Raw genomic sequence first — 15,506 nt, 5'->3', positions numbered from 1 at the left:
GTCAATCAGCCCTGCGGCAGGAACCCAAGGCGCTTGGCGATGATGCGATCGACCATCCGTTTCGGCAGCAATGCGCCGACCAGATGGCGCAGCGGGTCCGGCGTGATCTGGTAGCGCACCTTGGGGCTCGCAGCGGTCAGCGCCTCGAACACGATTTGGGCGATGCGCTCGGCCGGCAAACCCTTCGCACCGAGGTCCATCATGAACGCCATGACCTTGTTCAGCGCCGGCAGATAGGGGGAGTTCTTGTAGACGGAGAGATCGATCTCTTCGGCCTTGCTCCAGATCGGCGTCTTCACTGCGCCCGGGGCGACGATGATAACGTCGATCCCGAACAGCATCAGCTCACGCCGCAGGCTCTCGGACAGGCCCTCGATGGCGTGCTTGGAGGTGCAGTAAGGCGCCGACAGCGGATTGCCGTTCTTGCCGGCGACGGAGCTGATCATCACGATCCGCCCCTTCGGCCCCTTCAGCGACGGGTCCGCGCCGAGCAGCGGCCCGAAGGCTTGCGTCGCGATGACCGGCCCGATGACGTTGATGTCGATCTGGCGGCGGAAATCATCCGCCGACAATTCGAGGACCGGCCCCGCGACCGCAATGCCGGCATTGTTGACGAGACCCGCCAGCGTCTCGCCAGCCAGCGCCTCGCGAACCTGGCGCGCAGCGGCGAGCACGGCGGCCTCGTCGGTAACGTCGAACAGGAGCGGTGTGAAGTTCGCGCCGAACTCACCCCTGAGCCGGTCGGCGTCGGCCTGCTTGCGGACGCTGCCGAAGACGCGGTAGCCGCGTCCGATCAGAAATTTCGCAATGGCCCAGCCGATGCCGGTGGACGCGCCGGTGACGACGACAGATCGCATAGACCCCTCCCCCTCAAGTTCCCGCGATCATGGAGAGAAGGATGTGTCAGCGCAATGCCACCCAACGCTCAAAGGGACGTCGCGGGTGTCGATTCTTAAGATGAAGCGGCGCGCGAGCTTCGCGACATCAGATTGATTGCGCCCTGAAGATGCAGATGAAGATCCGAATCTTCGACCCTGAAGACGCTGGGCTTTTGGCGATCGCGAGGTTCTGGAAGAGTTCTGAAAACGACGCGAGACCAAGAATGTGGTTTAAGCGTCAGTTCTTCGTGCTCGGGGGGCATGTCAGCTCGCGAAGAATTTGAATGAAGCAGCAATGCTTCGCGCGAGATGAAAGGAGCGAGACCGCCGTTTGCGATCTCGCTCCGATGTAGTCGAGAAGGTTTAAGATTTGGTTCGGCGAGCGAAGCTTGTTGTTTCGCGCGTCATTCCGGGGCGCGACGAAGTCGCGAACCCGGAATGACGGCTAGCCGTCAGTTCTTGCTCTTGTCGACCAGCGCGCCCTTCTTGATCCAGGGCATCATGTCGCGCAGCTTCGCGCCGACTTCCTCGATCGGGTGCTGGGCGAGCTTGGCGCGGGTCGCCTTGAACGAGGTCTGGTTGACCTTGTTCTCGAGCATCCAGTCGCGGGCGAACTTGCCGCCCTGGATGTCGGCGAGAACGCGCTTCATCTCGGCCTTGGTCTCCGCGGTGACGATGCGCGGACCGGTGACGTATTCGCCGTACTCCGCGGTGTTGGAGATCGAGTAGTTCATGTTGGCGATGCCGCCTTCATAGATCAGGTCGACGATCAGCTTCACTTCGTGCAGGCACTCGAAATAGGCCATCTCCGGGGCGTAACCGGCTTCGACCAGGGTCTCGTAGCCGCCCTTGATCAGCTCGACCAGGCCGCCGCAGAGCACGACCTGCTCGCCGAACAGGTCGGTCTCGCACTCTTCCTTGAAAGTGGTCTCGATGATGCCGGCGCGGCCACCGCCGACAGCCGAAGCGTAGGACAGGCCGAGGTCATGGGCGTTGCCCGAGACGTCCTTGGCGATCGCGATCAGGCAGGGCACGCCGCCGCCGCGCTGATACTCGGAGCGCACGGTGTGGCCGGGACCCTTCGGCGCGATCATCAGCACGTCGAGGTCGGCGCGCGGGTCGAGCAGGTTGAAGTGGACGTTGAGGCCGTGGGCGAACACGAGGGCGGCGCCCTTCTTCATGTTGTCGTGCAGGTGCTCGCGATAGATGTCGCCCTGGAGCTCGTCCGGGGTCAGCATCATGACGAGGTCGGCCCATTTGGCGGCTTCGGCGACTTCCATCACCTTGAAGCCGGCGGCTTCCGCCTTCTTGACCGAGCCCGAGTCCTTGCGCAGCGCAATGGCGACTTCCTTGACGCCGGAGTCCTTGAGGTTGAGCGCATGGGCGTGGCCCTGGCTGCCATAGCCGACGATGGCGACCTTCTTGCCCTTGATCAGGTTCAGGTCGGCGTCGCGATCGTAATAAACACGCATAGTCGTTTCCTCGTTCAGGGCCAGAAGCGGCCGATAGTCAGTGTCCGAAGGGTGAAATTTGCGGATTTCGGGGGCTGTCTAGAGCATTTTCAGCCCCTAGGGAAACCCGTTTCTGCATGGAAATCCGCGACATCATGCATCCATGAAAACGGGGTAGAGGGAGGCGAGCAGCAGCAGCGCCATCACGATATTGAAGGCGCGGACCAGCCGCTCCGAGGTCAGTACCGGTCGTAGTGCAGTGCCGAACAGGGCCCAGACCACCGTCGAGACCGTGCCCACGAGCAGGCTGATCAGGGTCTGGATCGCGATGTTGAGGGGGAATTGGGCGATGGCCGCATAGGCGGTGATGGTGCCGATCACGATCACCCAGCCCTTGGCGTTGATCCACTGGAACATCGCCGCGCCCCAGAAGGTCATCGGGCCACGGCCGTCCTCCTTGCCCGGCTTGGCCGGCCCCGAGAAGGCGATCACCGCGGCGAGGTAGATCAAGTAGGCGGCGCCGGCATATTTCAGGATGGTCTGGAGGATCGGATAGGCCAGAAACACGGTGCCGAGCCCGAGGCCGACGGCGCCGACCATGAAGGCGAAGCCGATCGTGATGCCGGCGATATGCGGGATGGTGCGGCGGAAGCCGTAAGTCAGTCCCGACGACAGCAGCATGATGTTGTTCGGCCCCGGCGTGAAGAACATCACGAGGGCGAAGATGATGAAGGCATAGAGCAGCGACTGGGACATGCTCACCTCACGCGATCTTGGGCAGCGGCTGCGGGCGTCTCGCCAGCACCATGACCGCGATGCCGCCGATGACCGTCAGCATCCCGGCCAGCCGCAACGGGCCGAACTTCTCGCCAAACACGATGCTGGAAGCGGCCGAGCCGACGAACGGCACCAGCAGCGCGAACGGCACCACTTGAGCGGCTGGATAATCACGCAGCAGCCGGCCCCACAGCCAATAGGCGATGCTGGTCGAGATGGCGCCGATCGCCAGCAGGCAGCCGAGGCCAGTCGGCGACATATGGATCAGCGACTGGAAGGTCGGCGCCGGCCCGTTGACGACCAGCGCCAGCGCGAACAGCGGCACGGCGGCGGTGAGGCAGAGCCAGGCGAACAGGTCGAACATCGGCGCGCCGCGGGCGCCGCGCAGCAGGAGATTGCCGACAGCGAAGCAAATCGGGGCGATCATCAGCACCGCGAAGGCACCAACGCTGAAATCGTAACCGACGGTACCGCAGATCATGAGCAGGCCGACTGCGGCAATGACAATGCCAAGCGTCTGCACTGGCGTCGGCCGCTCGCCGAATGCGATCGCGGCAAAACCGATGGTGAACAACGCCTGGCTCTGCACGACGACGCTGGTGAGCCCCACCGGCACACCGTGGGCGATGCCATAGGCCTGGCTCAGGAACTGGCCGAGGAACAGCGTGAAGCTGATCGCGATCAGCAGCGACCAGGCGATCTTCGGCTTGGGAATGAACAGGCACGGCACCGCGGCAATGGTGAAGCGCATCGCCGTCATCAGCTCCGGCGAAAATTCGTCGAGCGCGATCCGGCTCGCCACGAAGGCAAGCCCCCAGATGACCGCCACCAGAATGGCGATGAGGATATCGGCCGGCTTCATTGTTGTTCTCGGCTCTGCTTTGTCGTGCAGCCCTGTTTGTTGTTCTGTTCTAGCCTTGCTCGCCGGCTTTCGATTTCCGCAGCAGATAAGTGCCGTGCATGGGCGCGTGGTAGTCGGCCGAGACCAGCGTGAAGCCGACATCGGTCAGCATCCGCTCCATCACCCAGCCGAAGGTGGAATATTCGTCGCGCATGTGCGTGACGACGCTTTCGCGCGAAAAATCGTGGTTCTTGATATGGAAGTCGGCCCATTGCTCGACGTCGCGCTCGATGGCGTCGGGCATCGAGGCGTAGACGATGTCGCGCAGATAGAAGCTCGCGCCCGGCTTCAGTGCACGGTAGATCCGCGACATCGCCACCGCCTTCCAGAAATCCGGCAGATGGTGCAGCGTGAACTCGCTGACGATCAGATCGTAGGATTCCGGCCGGTAGGCGAAGCTGAGCAAGCCGGCGGACTGCGTGCGCACCGGCGCCTTGCGGTCGCGGGCGTAGATCTCGGCGAGCGCCAGCATCGCCGGCGAGATGTCGATGGCATCCACCTCGGCACCCATCAGCGCCGCTTCGGTCGCGAGCACGCCGTTGCCGCAGCCGATATCCGCGATGCGCCAACCGCGCTGCACCCCGAGCATTTTCAGCGCGGCGCGCGCCCGCAGATCGGCATCGTCATGGGCGTCGTAGATCGAGGCCACTGCGGGCTCGATCCCCATCCGGTTGCGCTCGTTGTAGTACCAGTCGCGCGCCAGCATGGCTCACATCCCTTCAGGCCCGCGGCCAATCGCGGCAACGCCGGTGCGCGACACCTCGACGAGGCCGAGCGGGCGCATCAGGTCGATAAACTGATTGATCTTGTCCGTATTGCCCGTGATCTCGAACACAAAGCTCTCGGTGGTGGCGTCGATCACGCGGGCGCGGAACGCATCCGCCAGCCGCAGCGCCTCGACGCGATGCTCGCCCTCGCCGCGCACCTTCACCATCGCAAGCTCGCGCTCGATCGAGCGTTTGGTCAGGGTCATGTCGACGACGCGATAGACCGGGATCATGCGGTCGAGCTGGTGCTTGATCTGCTCGATCACCATCGGCGTGCCCGTGGTGACGATGGTGATGCGCGACAGATGCTTCTGGCTCTCGGTCTCCGAGACGGTGAGACTCTCGATGTTGTAGCCGCGTCCGGAGAACAGCCCGATGACGCGCGCGAGCACGCCCGGCTCGTTCTGCACGAGCACCGAGAGCGTATGCGTCTCGTTGGGATCGTGGCGGTCCTCGATGAAGTAGGCGGATGCCGGCTGGTTCATGGTCGTCCCCTCTTGTCTCTCCGTCACGCCATCGCTGGCGCCTCTGCCCCGACCCAACTGCGGAACAGATCGAAATCGATATTGCCGCCGGACAGCACGAGACCGACGCGCTTGCCTGACAGCTTGGTCTTCTCCTGAAGCGCCGCGGCGAGCGCGGCGGCGCCGGCGCCTTCCGCGAGATTGTGCGTGTCGGTCCAGTAGGCGCGGATCGCGGCGGCGACTTCGTCGTCGGAGACCTGCACGATGCGCGCGGCACCCTTGCGGATCAGCGCGAACGCGTCTGCGTCGGGAATGCGCGTCGCCATGCCGTCGGCCAGCGTGTTGCTGGTCTTCGTCGTCACGACCTTGCCGGCCGCGAACGACAGCGCGTAGGACGGCGCTTCGGTGGACTGCACGCCGACGATCTCGGTCTTCAGGCCAAGGAGGTCGCGGGCCATGATGCAGCCGGTGATTCCAGAGCCCTGCCCGATCGGCACATAGAGGACATCGAGATCCGGCGCCGTCCGGAACAGTTCGAGCGCATAGGTGGCGACGCCGAGCACGAGATCCGGATGGAACGACGGCACCATGTGCAGGCCGGTAAATTGGGCGCGCCGCTGTGCCTCTTCGGCGGCCGCCTGAAAGTCCTCGCCATGCTCGACCAGCTCGGCGCCAAACGCCTTCATCGCCCGGTTCTTCTCGACCGAGTTGCCGCGGGGCACGTAAATCACTGCCGGCACGCCGTGGCGGCTCGCGGCAAAGGCCAGGCTCTGGCCGTGATTGCCGCGCGTCGCCGAGATGATGCCCGGAATGTTCGGCCGCTCGCGCTTCAGCCTTTCGAGATAGACGAGACCGCCGCGCACCTTGAAGGCGCCGATCGGCGTGTGGTTCTCGTGCTTGACGATGACCTGCGTCCCGAGGCGCTCGGCGAGCAGCGGCCAGCCGCGTGCCGGCGTCGCCGGCACCGCCTGCCCCACGATCGCATGTGCGCGCTCGAGCTCCGTCAGGTCGAACATGACGTCACACCAGCGCCTTGCCGCCGGCGAACGCCTTTGCCGTGGCCTCGTCGTTCGCCTGCTCGGGCAACAGCATCTCGTTGTGCGCCTTGCCGGAGGGGATCATCGGGAAGCAGTTTTCCAATGCGGCGACACGACAGTCGAACAGCACGGGGCGCTTGACCGAGATCATCTCCTGGATGGCACCGTCGAGATCGCCTGGCTTGTGCACCTGGATGCCGACGCCGCCATAGGCTTCCGCGAGCTTGACGAAATCCGGCAGCGCCTCCGAATAGGAGTGCGACAACCGGTTGCCGTGCAGCAGCTGCTGCCATTGCCGCACCATGCCCATGTACTGGTTGTTCAGGATGAAGATCTTGATCGGCAATTCGTACTGAACCGCCGTCGACATCTCCTGCATCGTCATCTGCACCGAGGCATCGCCCGCGATGTCGATGACGAGGCTGTCGGGATGGGCAACCTGCACGCCGATCGCGGCCGGCAAGCCGTAGCCCATGGTGCCGAGACCGCCCGACGTCATCCAGCGATGCGGCTCCTCGAAGCCGAAGAACTGCGCCGCCCACATCTGGTGCTGGCCGACTTCCGTCGTGATGTAAGTGTCCTTGCCGCGCGTCGCCTCGAACAGGCTCTGGATCGCGTGTTGCGGCAGGATCACGTCGTTGCTCTTCTTGTAATAGAGCGAGTTGCGGGCGCGCCACTGCGCGATCTGCTGCCACCAGGCCTTGATGTCGGGCTTCTTCGCTTCCGCCTTGAACACCTGGAGGATGTCGCCGAGGATGTTGCCGCAGTCGCCGATGATCGGGACGTCGACACGGATGTTCTTGTTGATCGAGGACGGATCGATGTCGATGTGGATCTTCTTCGAGCCCGGCGAGAACGCATCGACGCGGCCGGTGATGCGGTCGTCGAAGCGCGCGCCGACGCACAGCATGACGTCGCAATCATGCATGGTCATGTTGGCTTCATAGGTGCCGTGCATGCCGAGCATGCCGAGCCAGTTCTTGCCCGACGCCGGATAGGCACCCAGGCCCATCAGCGTCGAGGTGATCGGGATGCCGGTGACCTCGACCAGCTCGCGCAAGAGCTTGGTCGCCTCGGGGCCGGAATTGATGACGCCGCCACCGCTGTAGATCACCGGGCGCTTCGCATTAGCGAGCAGCGACACGGCCTTGCGGATCTGCGTCGCGTCGCCCTTCACGCGCGGCGCGTAGGAGCGGTGCACGTCCGACTTGCGCGGCGGATGATAGGTGCCGGTCGCGAACTGCACGTCCTTGGGCACATCGACGAGCACCGGGCCGGGACGGCCGGAGGTCGCGACATAGAAGGCCTCGTGCAGCACCTTGGCGAGATCGTTGACGTCGCGCACCAGCCAATTGTGCTTGGTGCAGGGCCGCGTGATGCCGACCGTGTCGCACTCCTGGAACGCGTCGTTGCCGATCAGATGCGTCGGCACCTGGCCGGAGATGCAGACCAGCGGGATCGAGTCCATCAGCGCGTCGGTCAGCGGCGTCACCATGTTGGTGGCGCCGGGACCGGAGGTCACCAGCGCAACGCCCGGCTTGCCGGTCGAGCGCGCATAGCCCTCGGCGGCGTGGCCCGCGCCCTGCTCGTGGCGGACCAGGATGTGCTGGACCTCGCTCTGCTGGAAGATCTCGTCATAGATCGGAAGCACGGCGCCGCCGGGATAGCCGAAAATGTCGGTCACGCCATGATCGATGAGCGCACGGACGATCATCGCGGCGCCGGTCATCTGGTTCGGATCGTGGCTCTTGTCGCTCATTGTCTTGCTCCGGATGCGCTGTTGTCAGCGGCTTCGTTCGTGTCGGGTTCGGGAAATAAAAAAGGCCCCGAAGAGGGACCCTGCACACCGCCTGTCATGTGGATGGCAGCTAGCCACCCCCGGCGGTGTGCCTGGGTACGACGGCGATAAGGAGTTTGGTAATAATGTTACGCATGGCAGGCGCCCGGCTTCCCAAAGGTTGCGCGAAACATAACGGCCAAAGCCCGGATGTCAAGGCAATGCGGCCGTTCCCGCGCGATTTTGCCAGTGTAGCGGTGTTCCCGGGGTTCGGCGAGAGGTAAATTCGGGAACCCGGGTACAAAAGCGCGTCAACCGGGGTCCCGCTCCGCATTCACGATGGCGGCGAGCCATCCCCTCGCCTCCTCCGGCCTGACCCATTCGAATTCGGGCAATTGGTGCCGGAACCAGGTGAATTGCCGCTTGGCGTAGTGGCGGGTGTCGGCGCGACCGATCATGGCGGCATCGTCCAGGCCGATCTCACCGCGCAGATGCCGGATCAGGGCCGGCACGCCATGGGCTTTCATCGCCGGCAGCAGCGGATCGAGATGTCTGGCGGCGAGCCGCTCAACCTCCCTCAACGCGCCGGCACCGAGCATGGCATCGAAACGGGCATCGATGCGGGCATAGAGCTCGTCGCGCTCGGGGGCGAGAAACACCGCGTGAAAACTGTCCTTGGGCAGCAGCGGCGGCTGGCCTTCATGGTGCCAGTCGAGCAGCGAACGGCCCGTCGCCTCGACCACCTCGAGCGCGCGCGCGATCCGGGTGCGGTCGCGCAGGTTCAATCGTTCGGCGGCGCGCGGATCACGGCGTGCAAGTTCCTCGTGCAGCGCCTCGACGCCGTTCCGCTCCAGCCGCGCGCGCACACCCTCACGTATTTCGGCTGGTATCGGCGGCACTACGGAGAGGCCCGCCGTCAGTGCCTTGAAATAAAGGCCCGTGCCGCCGATGAAGATCGGCAGGCGGCCTTCGGCTTGCGCCTCTTCCAGCGCCTTCGTCGCGTCGACCACCCAGGCGCCGGCCGAGAAATTCACGGCCGCATCGACGTGACCGTAGAGACGGTGCGGCGCGCGCCCTTCCTCGCCATGTGTGGGACGCGCGGTGATGATGCGGAGGTCACGATAGACCTGCATGGAATCGGCATTGATGACGATTCCGCCCGTACTCAGGGCAAGCTCCAGCGCCAGCGCCGACTTGCCGCTGGCGGTCGGGCCTGCGATAAGCACGGCCTTGCCAACATGGCTTCTGCTGACTTGCCCCTCGCTCACGAAAACCTCAAATGTCCCTCGTCGCCACGCTGATCTGCAATCCCGACAATCCCGCGCTCGACAGCACCATCGTCGACGGCGCCCGCGCCGTGCTGCCCCAGGCGCAACCCGCGCACTGGCTGTTCGACGGGGTTGCGGTCGACATCCCCTTCGGCGCGCAGGATAACCTCCAAGGCGACCGTCACGCCATCGAACAGCGGTTGCGCGAGCTTCGCGGCGACCTTCCCATCGACATCGTGGTGCAGCCAGTCGGCTTCCGGCGCAAGAAGCTTTTTCTCGCCGACATGGATTCCACCATGATCGGCCAGGAATGCATCGACGAGCTCGCCGATCTGGTCGGGATGAAGGCCCACGTGGCCGCCATCACCGAACGCGCGATGCGCGGCGAGATCGAGTTCGAGCCGGCGCTGCGCGAGCGCGTCGCGCTGCTGAAGGACCTTCCCGCCGGCGTGGTCGACGAGGTGCTGGCCAAGCGCATCACGTTGACACCGGGCGGCCGCGAACTGGTCGCGACCATGCGCGCCAACGGCGCCTATACCTGTCTCGTCTCCGGCGGCTTCACGCTGTTCACGCGCGCGGTCGCCGCCAAGATCGGCTTCCAGGAGAACCGCGCCAACGAGCTCGTCGTCCGCGACGGCAAGTTCACCGGCGAGGTCAAGGAGCCGATTTTGGGCCGTGCGGCAAAGCTTGCGACGCTGGTGGATCTGATGGAGTCGTTCGATCTCGACGACATCGACTCCGTCGTGGTCGGCGATGGCGCCAACGATCTCGCGATGATCCAGGCGGCGGGACTGGGCGTGGCGTATCACGCCAAGCCAGCGGTCGCGGCTGCGGCCGCCGCGCGGATCGACCATGGCGATCTCACCGCGCTGCTCTATGCGCAGGGGTATCGGCGGGACGAGTTCGTGGAGGCTTAGCCTCCTCTCCGCAGTCATGCCCCGCGAAGGCGAGGCATCCAGTACGCCGCGGCGTCTCCGTATCCTCGCACTGTCTCTGGAATACTGGATCACCCGCTTTCGCGGGTGATGACAGTGATGATGTGCCTCAGAGCGCCCTACTGCACGCTCAGCGCCACAAACCGCAACTCGCCGTCGGCGTTGGAGACGAGCAGCAGCACGGACTTCTTGCCGTCCTTCTTGAGCTGGTCGACCCGCTTCTGGACGTCGGCGCCGCTCGACACCGCTTCCTGCGCAACTTCGACGATGACGTCGCCGGCGGAGAGGCGCTTCTCGGCAGCGTCCGAATTGGCCTCGACATTGGTGACGACCACGCCCTTGACGCTGTCCTTGATCTTGTAGCGCGTGCGCAAATCCTTGCTGAGCGCCGCAAGATCGAGACCGAGCGCCTTCTGCGTCACCAGCTTCTCGGGCGCGGGCTCGTCGGTCTTCACCGCGGCCTGCACCTTATCGGGATCCTGGAGACGGCCAAGCGTGACCTTCTTGGTCTCCTCCTGGCCCTTGCGGATGATGACGACATCGACTTCCTTGCCGACCGCCGTGTCGGCGACGACGCGGGAGAGATCCTTGGGGTCCTTGACGTCCTTGCCGTCGAATTTGACGACGACGTCGCCGGGCTCGATGCCGGCGGGCTTGGCCGGGCCCTTGTCATCGACGCCGGCGACCAGCGCGCCGCGCGCGGGCTTGATGTTGAGGCTCTCGGCGATCTCGTCGGTGACGCTCTGGATGCGCACGCCGAGCCAGCCGCGGCGGAGTTCGCCGAACTGGCGGAGCTGGTCGACCACGGCGACAACCGTCTTCGAGGGCACGGCAAAGCCGATGCCGATCGAGCCGCCGGACGGTGAGATGATCAGCGTGTTGACGCCGATGACGTCGCCATCGAGGTTAAACAGCGGACCGCCGGAATTGCCGCGGTTGATGGAGGCGTCGGTCTGGATATAGCTGTCATACGGTCCCGAGGAGATGTCGCGGTTCTTGGCCGAGACGATACCGGCCGTCACCGTGCCGCCGAGGCTGAACGGATTGCCGATCGCGATCACCCAGTCGCCGAGGCGCAGCTTGTCGGAGTCGCCGAACTTGACGGCGACCAGCGGCTTCGGCGGCTTGAACTTCAGCACGGCGAGGTCGGTCTTCTTGTCGACGCCAACCAGGTCAGCCTTGATCTTGGTGCCGTCGTTGAGGATGACGTTGATCTCGTCGGCGTCCGCGATGACGTGGTTGTTGGTGACGACGACGCCGGCGGTGTCGATGATGAAGCCGGAGCCGAGCGAATTGGTCTTGCGGGGCGGATTGTCACCGCGCTCGCCGCCCTTGCTGCCGCCGCCGGGGCCGCGGCGGTTCTTGAAGAAGTCGTCGAAGAACTCCTCGAAGGGCGAACCGGGCGGCAGTTGCGGCATGGTGTTGCTGCCGCCGCCCTTGGCTTCGACGGTCTGCGAGGTCGAGATGTTGACGACCGCGTCGATCACCTTCTCGGCGACGTCGGCGATCCCGTCCGGGCCGCGCGCAAGGGCCGGCGTGCCGAACGCGCTGAATGCACTGACGGCGAGCGCGGCCAGCCCTAAGCGCAAGCGGGTCGGGGCAATGGTGGCAGCGGTCATTGGTATCTCCAGAGAAAAGGATCAGGCGCCAGGGATTCGCCTCCAAGGCTTCAACGCCAAGACTGCGCTCGAACGGGGGGACGGCGCAAGCGCGGAGCTTAACGGGCCTCAAGAGCCGGATAATACGGCGAAAACCAGTCTCTCGCCTTCACTTTGGCGTTGGCGTGAAGCCTAAATCGGACGGCGCATAACCCAGATCAAGACCAGGCCGGCCACGGCCGAACCGATCCCAACCGCCCGCAGGATATTGTCCGGCGTGGCGATGGCGCTTTTCATGGCCTTGCGCATCCAGTTGGGACTTGCCGCGAACATCAAGCCTTCCAGCACGAACAGGATGCCTAAGCCGATGAGGAAGTCGGCGAACGCAATGGACCTCATCGGAATGGAACCTCCCGTTATGCTGTTCTTGTCTGGACGAAGGGCGGCAGAGAACTGCCGCCCTCTGTCTAGCTCACGGCTTCGCCGGCGTCTCGGTCGCCGTCTTGCCGGACGGGTTACCAAAGAACCGGAAGAAATCCGAGTCCGGCCGCAGCAGGAAGCGGGTGTCGTTCGACTTCAGCCCGTTCTCATAAGCCGTCATCGACCGGTAGAAGGCGAAGAAGTCGGCGTCCTTGCCGTAGGCTTCCGCGAACAGGCGGTTGCGCTCGGCGTCGCCGACGCCGCGGGTCTGCTCGGCCTGCGATCTGGCTTCCGCCTCGATCACGGTCGCCTCGCGGTCGGCCTTGGAGCGGATCTCCTGTGCCTTCTGGCCGCCCTGCGCGCGGAACTCGGCGGCTTCGCGCTCGCGCTCGGTCTTCATGCGCTGGTAGACCGCCTGGCTGTTCTGTTCCGGCAGGTCGGCGCGGCGGATCCGGACGTCGACGACCTGGATACCGTAGCCGTCGGCCTCGCGATCGAGCTGGTCGCGGATGCGCTGCATCAGCTTCTCGCGGTCGTCGCGCACCACGTTGATGAAGGTGACCTCGCCGAGCACGCGGCGCAGCGCCGCGTTCAGGAGCGTGGTGAGCTGGATGTTGGCGGCCTGGATCGAGCCGACGCTCTGGTAGAAGCGCAGCGCGTCCTTGATGCGGTAACGTGCGAAGGCGTCGACCACGAGCCGCTTCTGGTCGGACGCGATCGCTTCCTGCGACGGGTTCTCCAGATCGAGGATCCGCTTGTCGATGTTGATCACCGAATTCCACGGCGCCTTGAAGTGGAGGCCGGGCGCGGTGACGACGTCGACGGGACGGCCGAACTGCAGCACGATGGTCTGCTCGGTCTGTTGCACCGTGAACAGCGACATGTAGCCGACGATCACGACGAGCAGGAGCGCGAGCAGCGTGACGATACCTGTGACCGGAGACCTCATCGGTTGCCTCCGCTCGACTGCTGACCGGTGGTAGGCGGCCGCTTGGTCGTCAACTCACTGAGCGGCAGATAGGGCACGACGCCCTGGCCCGAGGGGCCGCCGTCATAGACGAGCTTGTCGGCGCCGCCGAGGACGCGCTCCATCGTCTCCAGATAGATCCGTTCACGCGTCACGTCGGGCGCCTTCTTGTATTCCTCGTAAACCTTCAGGAAGCGCGAGCTCTGGCCCTTGGCCTCGGCGACCGTCTGCTCCCTGTAGCCTTCGGCGGCCTGCATGATCTGCGCCGCACGTCCGCGTGCCTGCGGCACGACCTGGTTGGCGTAGGTCTGCGCCTCGTTCTGCAGCTGCTCGAGATTGGCGCGCGCCGCCTGGACGTCGCGGAACGCGTCGATCACCTGCGCCGGCGGGTCGACCTTCTGCATCTGCACCTGGCTGATGAGAATACCGGCGCCGTAGCTGTCCAGGGTCCTCTGGATCAGCTCCTGCACGCCCTGTTCGGTGACGTTGCGCGCACCGGTCAGGATCGGCTGGATCTGCGAGCGGCCGATCACCTCGCGCATTGCGCTCTCGGAGACCGCCTTCACCGTGCCTTCGGGATTCTGGATGTTGAAGAGGAAGTCGCCGACGCCGTCCGGCTTGATGCGCCAGAGCACGGTGAAGTCGACGTCGACGATGTTTTCGTCGCCGGTCAGCATCAGGCTCTCTTCCGGCACGTCACGAATGGAGCGGCCGCGTCGCGCCGGATCGTCGATCAGCGTCATGCCGATGGAGATCGTGTTGACGCGCAACGCCTTCGGCAGCAGCACGGTTTCGATCGGATAGGGCAGATGATAGTTCAGGCCCGGCTGCACGGTGCGGACATGCTTGCCGAAGCGCAGCACGACGCCGAGCTCTTCGGACTGCACCCGGAAGAAGCCCGACAGCAGCCAGAACGCGATGATGAGCAGGATGATCAGCGTAATGCCGATGCCGGAGAAATAGCCGCCCGGCATGATCTGCTGAAGGCGGTCCTGGCCGCGCCGCAGAAGGTCTTCCAGATCCGGCGGCCTTGGCCCGACCGGTTGCGGGCCGTTGCCCCATGGTCCCTTGGGACCCGAGCCCCATGGGCCACCGCCCTGATTCTTCCACGGCATTCGACGCTCTCCTCGGCAGGGTGAAATCGCCCCCGCCCGCTTTGTCCGGTCCGGCTTTATAGGGGACAGGCAAGTCCCTTACAACGCGGCCCGGGCCGTCTTTCGAGCTATGCTCGGGCACGAAAAAGTCAATGTAAACATTGACGAATGCGGTTAATTGCCCGCCCGCCGACGATATGTCACATAGGAGTAGTCGGCGCTGTTGTCGGGGTCGGCAGGATGACGGATGCGCTCAACCTCGTCCCATTCCGCCTTGTCGATGTCGAAATGCGTGTCGCCTTCGGGCCGTGCATGAACTTCGGTGATTTCGAGGCGATCGGCACGATCGAGCCATTGCCGATAGATCTCGGCACCACCGATCACCGCGATCTCGGTGACCGAACGCCGCAGGGCATCGCCGCGTGCGACCGCATCTGCATCCGCGGCCGATGTCGTGACGACGGCGCCGGCGGCGCGATAAGCCGCATCACGCGTGATCACGATATTGGTGCGGCCCGGAAGCGGACGGCGCAGGGATTCGAAGGTCTTGCGGCCCATGATCACGGGCTTGCCGATCGTGAGCGCCTTGAGGCGCGCCATGTCGGATTTCAATCGCCACGGAATGGCATTGCCGGCGCCGATGACGCCGTTCTCGGCAATCGCCACGACGAAAACGATCTCCATCAAGTCGCACTCCCAGCCAGCCGTGTCAGCGCAGGACCGGTGACGCGGCACAGCGTCCAGTCGTCCATCATCACGGCGCCGAGCGACTTGTAGAACGCGATCGACTGCGCATTCCAGTCGAGCACCGCCCATTGCAGGCGCGACCAGCCGTGGTCGACGCATTCCCTGGCGAGATGGACCAGCAGCGCCTTGCCGAGGCCCCTGCCCCGATGCGACGGCCGCACATACAAATCTTCGAGATAGATGCCGTGGCGGCCGCTGAAGGTGGAGAAATTGAGAAACCACACCGCAAAGCCGACCGGCTCGCCGTTCCATTCGGCGATCGCGCAAAAGAGCCGCGGATCGTTGCCGAACAGCGCCTCCGCAATCATCGCCTCGGTCGCCTCGACCTCGTGCGAGAGTTTTTCGTATTCGGCAAGCTCGCAGATGAAGGCAAGAACGAGCCCGGTCTCACCGGGACGCGCGCGGCGGATGTTCAACGACATCGG

The 15,506-nt window shown here is 64.6% G+C and carries 16 protein-coding genes; 1 reads left to right on the top strand and 15 read right to left on the bottom strand.

Features of this window, described 5'->3' with window-relative positions:
* Window positions 1–5: 5 nt before the first annotated feature.
* From OWC48_RS14570 to miaA, 9 genes are all read right to left on the bottom strand, one after another.
* Window positions 6–857: an SDR family oxidoreductase gene (locus OWC48_RS14570; protein ID WP_282520612.1), complete on the bottom strand. Its 852-nt coding sequence runs from the start codon at window positions 855–857 to the stop codon at window positions 6–8.
* Window positions 858–1,330: 473 nt separating this feature from the next.
* On the bottom strand, window positions 1,331–2,350 hold the full coding sequence (gene ilvC / locus OWC48_RS14565) for a ketol-acid reductoisomerase (protein ID WP_027529584.1): 1,020 nt from the start codon (window positions 2,348–2,350) through the stop codon (window positions 1,331–1,333).
* Between the two features lie 132 nt (window positions 2,351–2,482).
* The gene (locus OWC48_RS14560; protein ID WP_282520611.1) at window positions 2,483–3,085 is read right to left on the bottom strand and encodes a LysE family translocator; all 603 of its coding nucleotides are present in this window, start codon (window positions 3,083–3,085) and stop codon (window positions 2,483–2,485) included.
* A 7-nt stretch (window positions 3,086–3,092) separates the two neighbouring features.
* Entirely contained in the window at window positions 3,093–3,968 is an 876-nt protein-coding gene (locus OWC48_RS14555; protein ID WP_282520610.1) for an EamA family transporter, read from the bottom strand.
* Window positions 3,969–4,017: 49 nt separating this feature from the next.
* Window positions 4,018–4,713, bottom strand: a complete 696-nt coding sequence (locus tag OWC48_RS14550) for a class I SAM-dependent methyltransferase (RefSeq protein WP_282520609.1) — start codon at window positions 4,711–4,713, stop codon at window positions 4,018–4,020.
* Window positions 4,714–4,716: 3 nt separating this feature from the next.
* On the bottom strand, window positions 4,717–5,259 hold the full coding sequence (gene ilvN, locus OWC48_RS14545) for an acetolactate synthase small subunit (RefSeq protein WP_282520608.1): 543 nt from the start codon (window positions 5,257–5,259) through the stop codon (window positions 4,717–4,719).
* Between the two features lie 23 nt (window positions 5,260–5,282).
* Complete coding sequence (locus OWC48_RS14540) at window positions 5,283–6,254, bottom strand: threonine dehydratase (RefSeq protein ID WP_282520607.1); 972 nt, start codon at window positions 6,252–6,254, stop codon at window positions 5,283–5,285.
* Between the two features lie 4 nt (window positions 6,255–6,258).
* Window positions 6,259–8,034, bottom strand: coding sequence for an acetolactate synthase 3 large subunit (locus tag OWC48_RS14535; RefSeq protein ID WP_282520606.1), 1,776 nt, complete (start codon window positions 8,032–8,034; stop codon window positions 6,259–6,261).
* 329 nt (window positions 8,035–8,363) lie between these two features.
* Window positions 8,364–9,320 carry a tRNA (adenosine(37)-N6)-dimethylallyltransferase MiaA gene (miaA, locus tag OWC48_RS14530; protein ID WP_282520605.1) on the bottom strand — a complete coding sequence of 319 codons (957 nt, stop codon included), beginning with the start codon at window positions 9,318–9,320 and terminating at the stop codon, window positions 8,364–8,366.
* Between the two features lie 11 nt (window positions 9,321–9,331).
* Here miaA and serB point away from each other — a divergent pair, with 11 nt between their 5' ends.
* Window positions 9,332–10,237, top strand: a complete 906-nt coding sequence (gene serB / locus OWC48_RS14525; RefSeq protein ID WP_282520604.1) for a phosphoserine phosphatase SerB — start codon at window positions 9,332–9,334, stop codon at window positions 10,235–10,237.
* A 137-nt stretch (window positions 10,238–10,374) separates the two neighbouring features.
* Here the strand turns inward: serB and OWC48_RS14520 are convergent, their stop codons facing one another.
* The 6 genes from OWC48_RS14520 to OWC48_RS14495 all read right to left on the bottom strand — a co-directional run bounded on the left by OWC48_RS14520 (window position 10,375) and on the right by OWC48_RS14495 (window position 15,503).
* Complete coding sequence (locus tag OWC48_RS14520; RefSeq protein WP_028147715.1) at window positions 10,375–11,874, bottom strand: Do family serine endopeptidase; 1,500 nt, start codon at window positions 11,872–11,874, stop codon at window positions 10,375–10,377.
* 171 nt (window positions 11,875–12,045) lie between these two features.
* A complete protein-coding gene (locus OWC48_RS14515; protein ID WP_025038031.1) occupies window positions 12,046–12,252 on the bottom strand; it encodes a DUF2065 domain-containing protein in 207 nt (68 codons plus the stop codon).
* A gap of 73 nt (window positions 12,253–12,325) precedes the next feature.
* Window positions 12,326–13,222 carry a protease modulator HflC gene (gene hflC, locus OWC48_RS14510; protein WP_282520603.1) on the bottom strand — a complete coding sequence of 299 codons (897 nt, stop codon included), beginning with the start codon at window positions 13,220–13,222 and terminating at the stop codon, window positions 12,326–12,328.
* Window positions 13,219–14,355 carry an FtsH protease activity modulator HflK gene (gene hflK / locus OWC48_RS14505; RefSeq protein ID WP_282520602.1) on the bottom strand — a complete coding sequence of 379 codons (1,137 nt, stop codon included), beginning with the start codon at window positions 14,353–14,355 and terminating at the stop codon, window positions 13,219–13,221. The genes hflC and hflK overlap by 4 nt, the downstream gene beginning before the upstream one ends.
* Window positions 14,356–14,508: 153 nt before the next feature.
* Complete coding sequence (locus OWC48_RS14500) at window positions 14,509–15,018, bottom strand: dihydrofolate reductase (protein WP_282520876.1); 510 nt, start codon at window positions 15,016–15,018, stop codon at window positions 14,509–14,511.
* Window positions 15,018–15,503, bottom strand: coding sequence for a GNAT family N-acetyltransferase (locus OWC48_RS14495; RefSeq protein WP_282520601.1), 486 nt, complete (start codon window positions 15,501–15,503; stop codon window positions 15,018–15,020). The genes OWC48_RS14500 and OWC48_RS14495 overlap by 1 nt, the downstream gene beginning before the upstream one ends.
* Between the last annotated feature and the right edge of the window lie 3 nt (window positions 15,504–15,506).

The sequence above is a fragment of the Bradyrhizobium sp. Arg816 genome (genome assembly GCF_029989365.1).
GTDB lineage: Bacteria > Pseudomonadota > Alphaproteobacteria > Rhizobiales > Xanthobacteraceae > Bradyrhizobium.
Note: the sequence above shows the minus strand (reverse complement) of the source record. Positions and strands in the feature narration are given on the sequence as shown.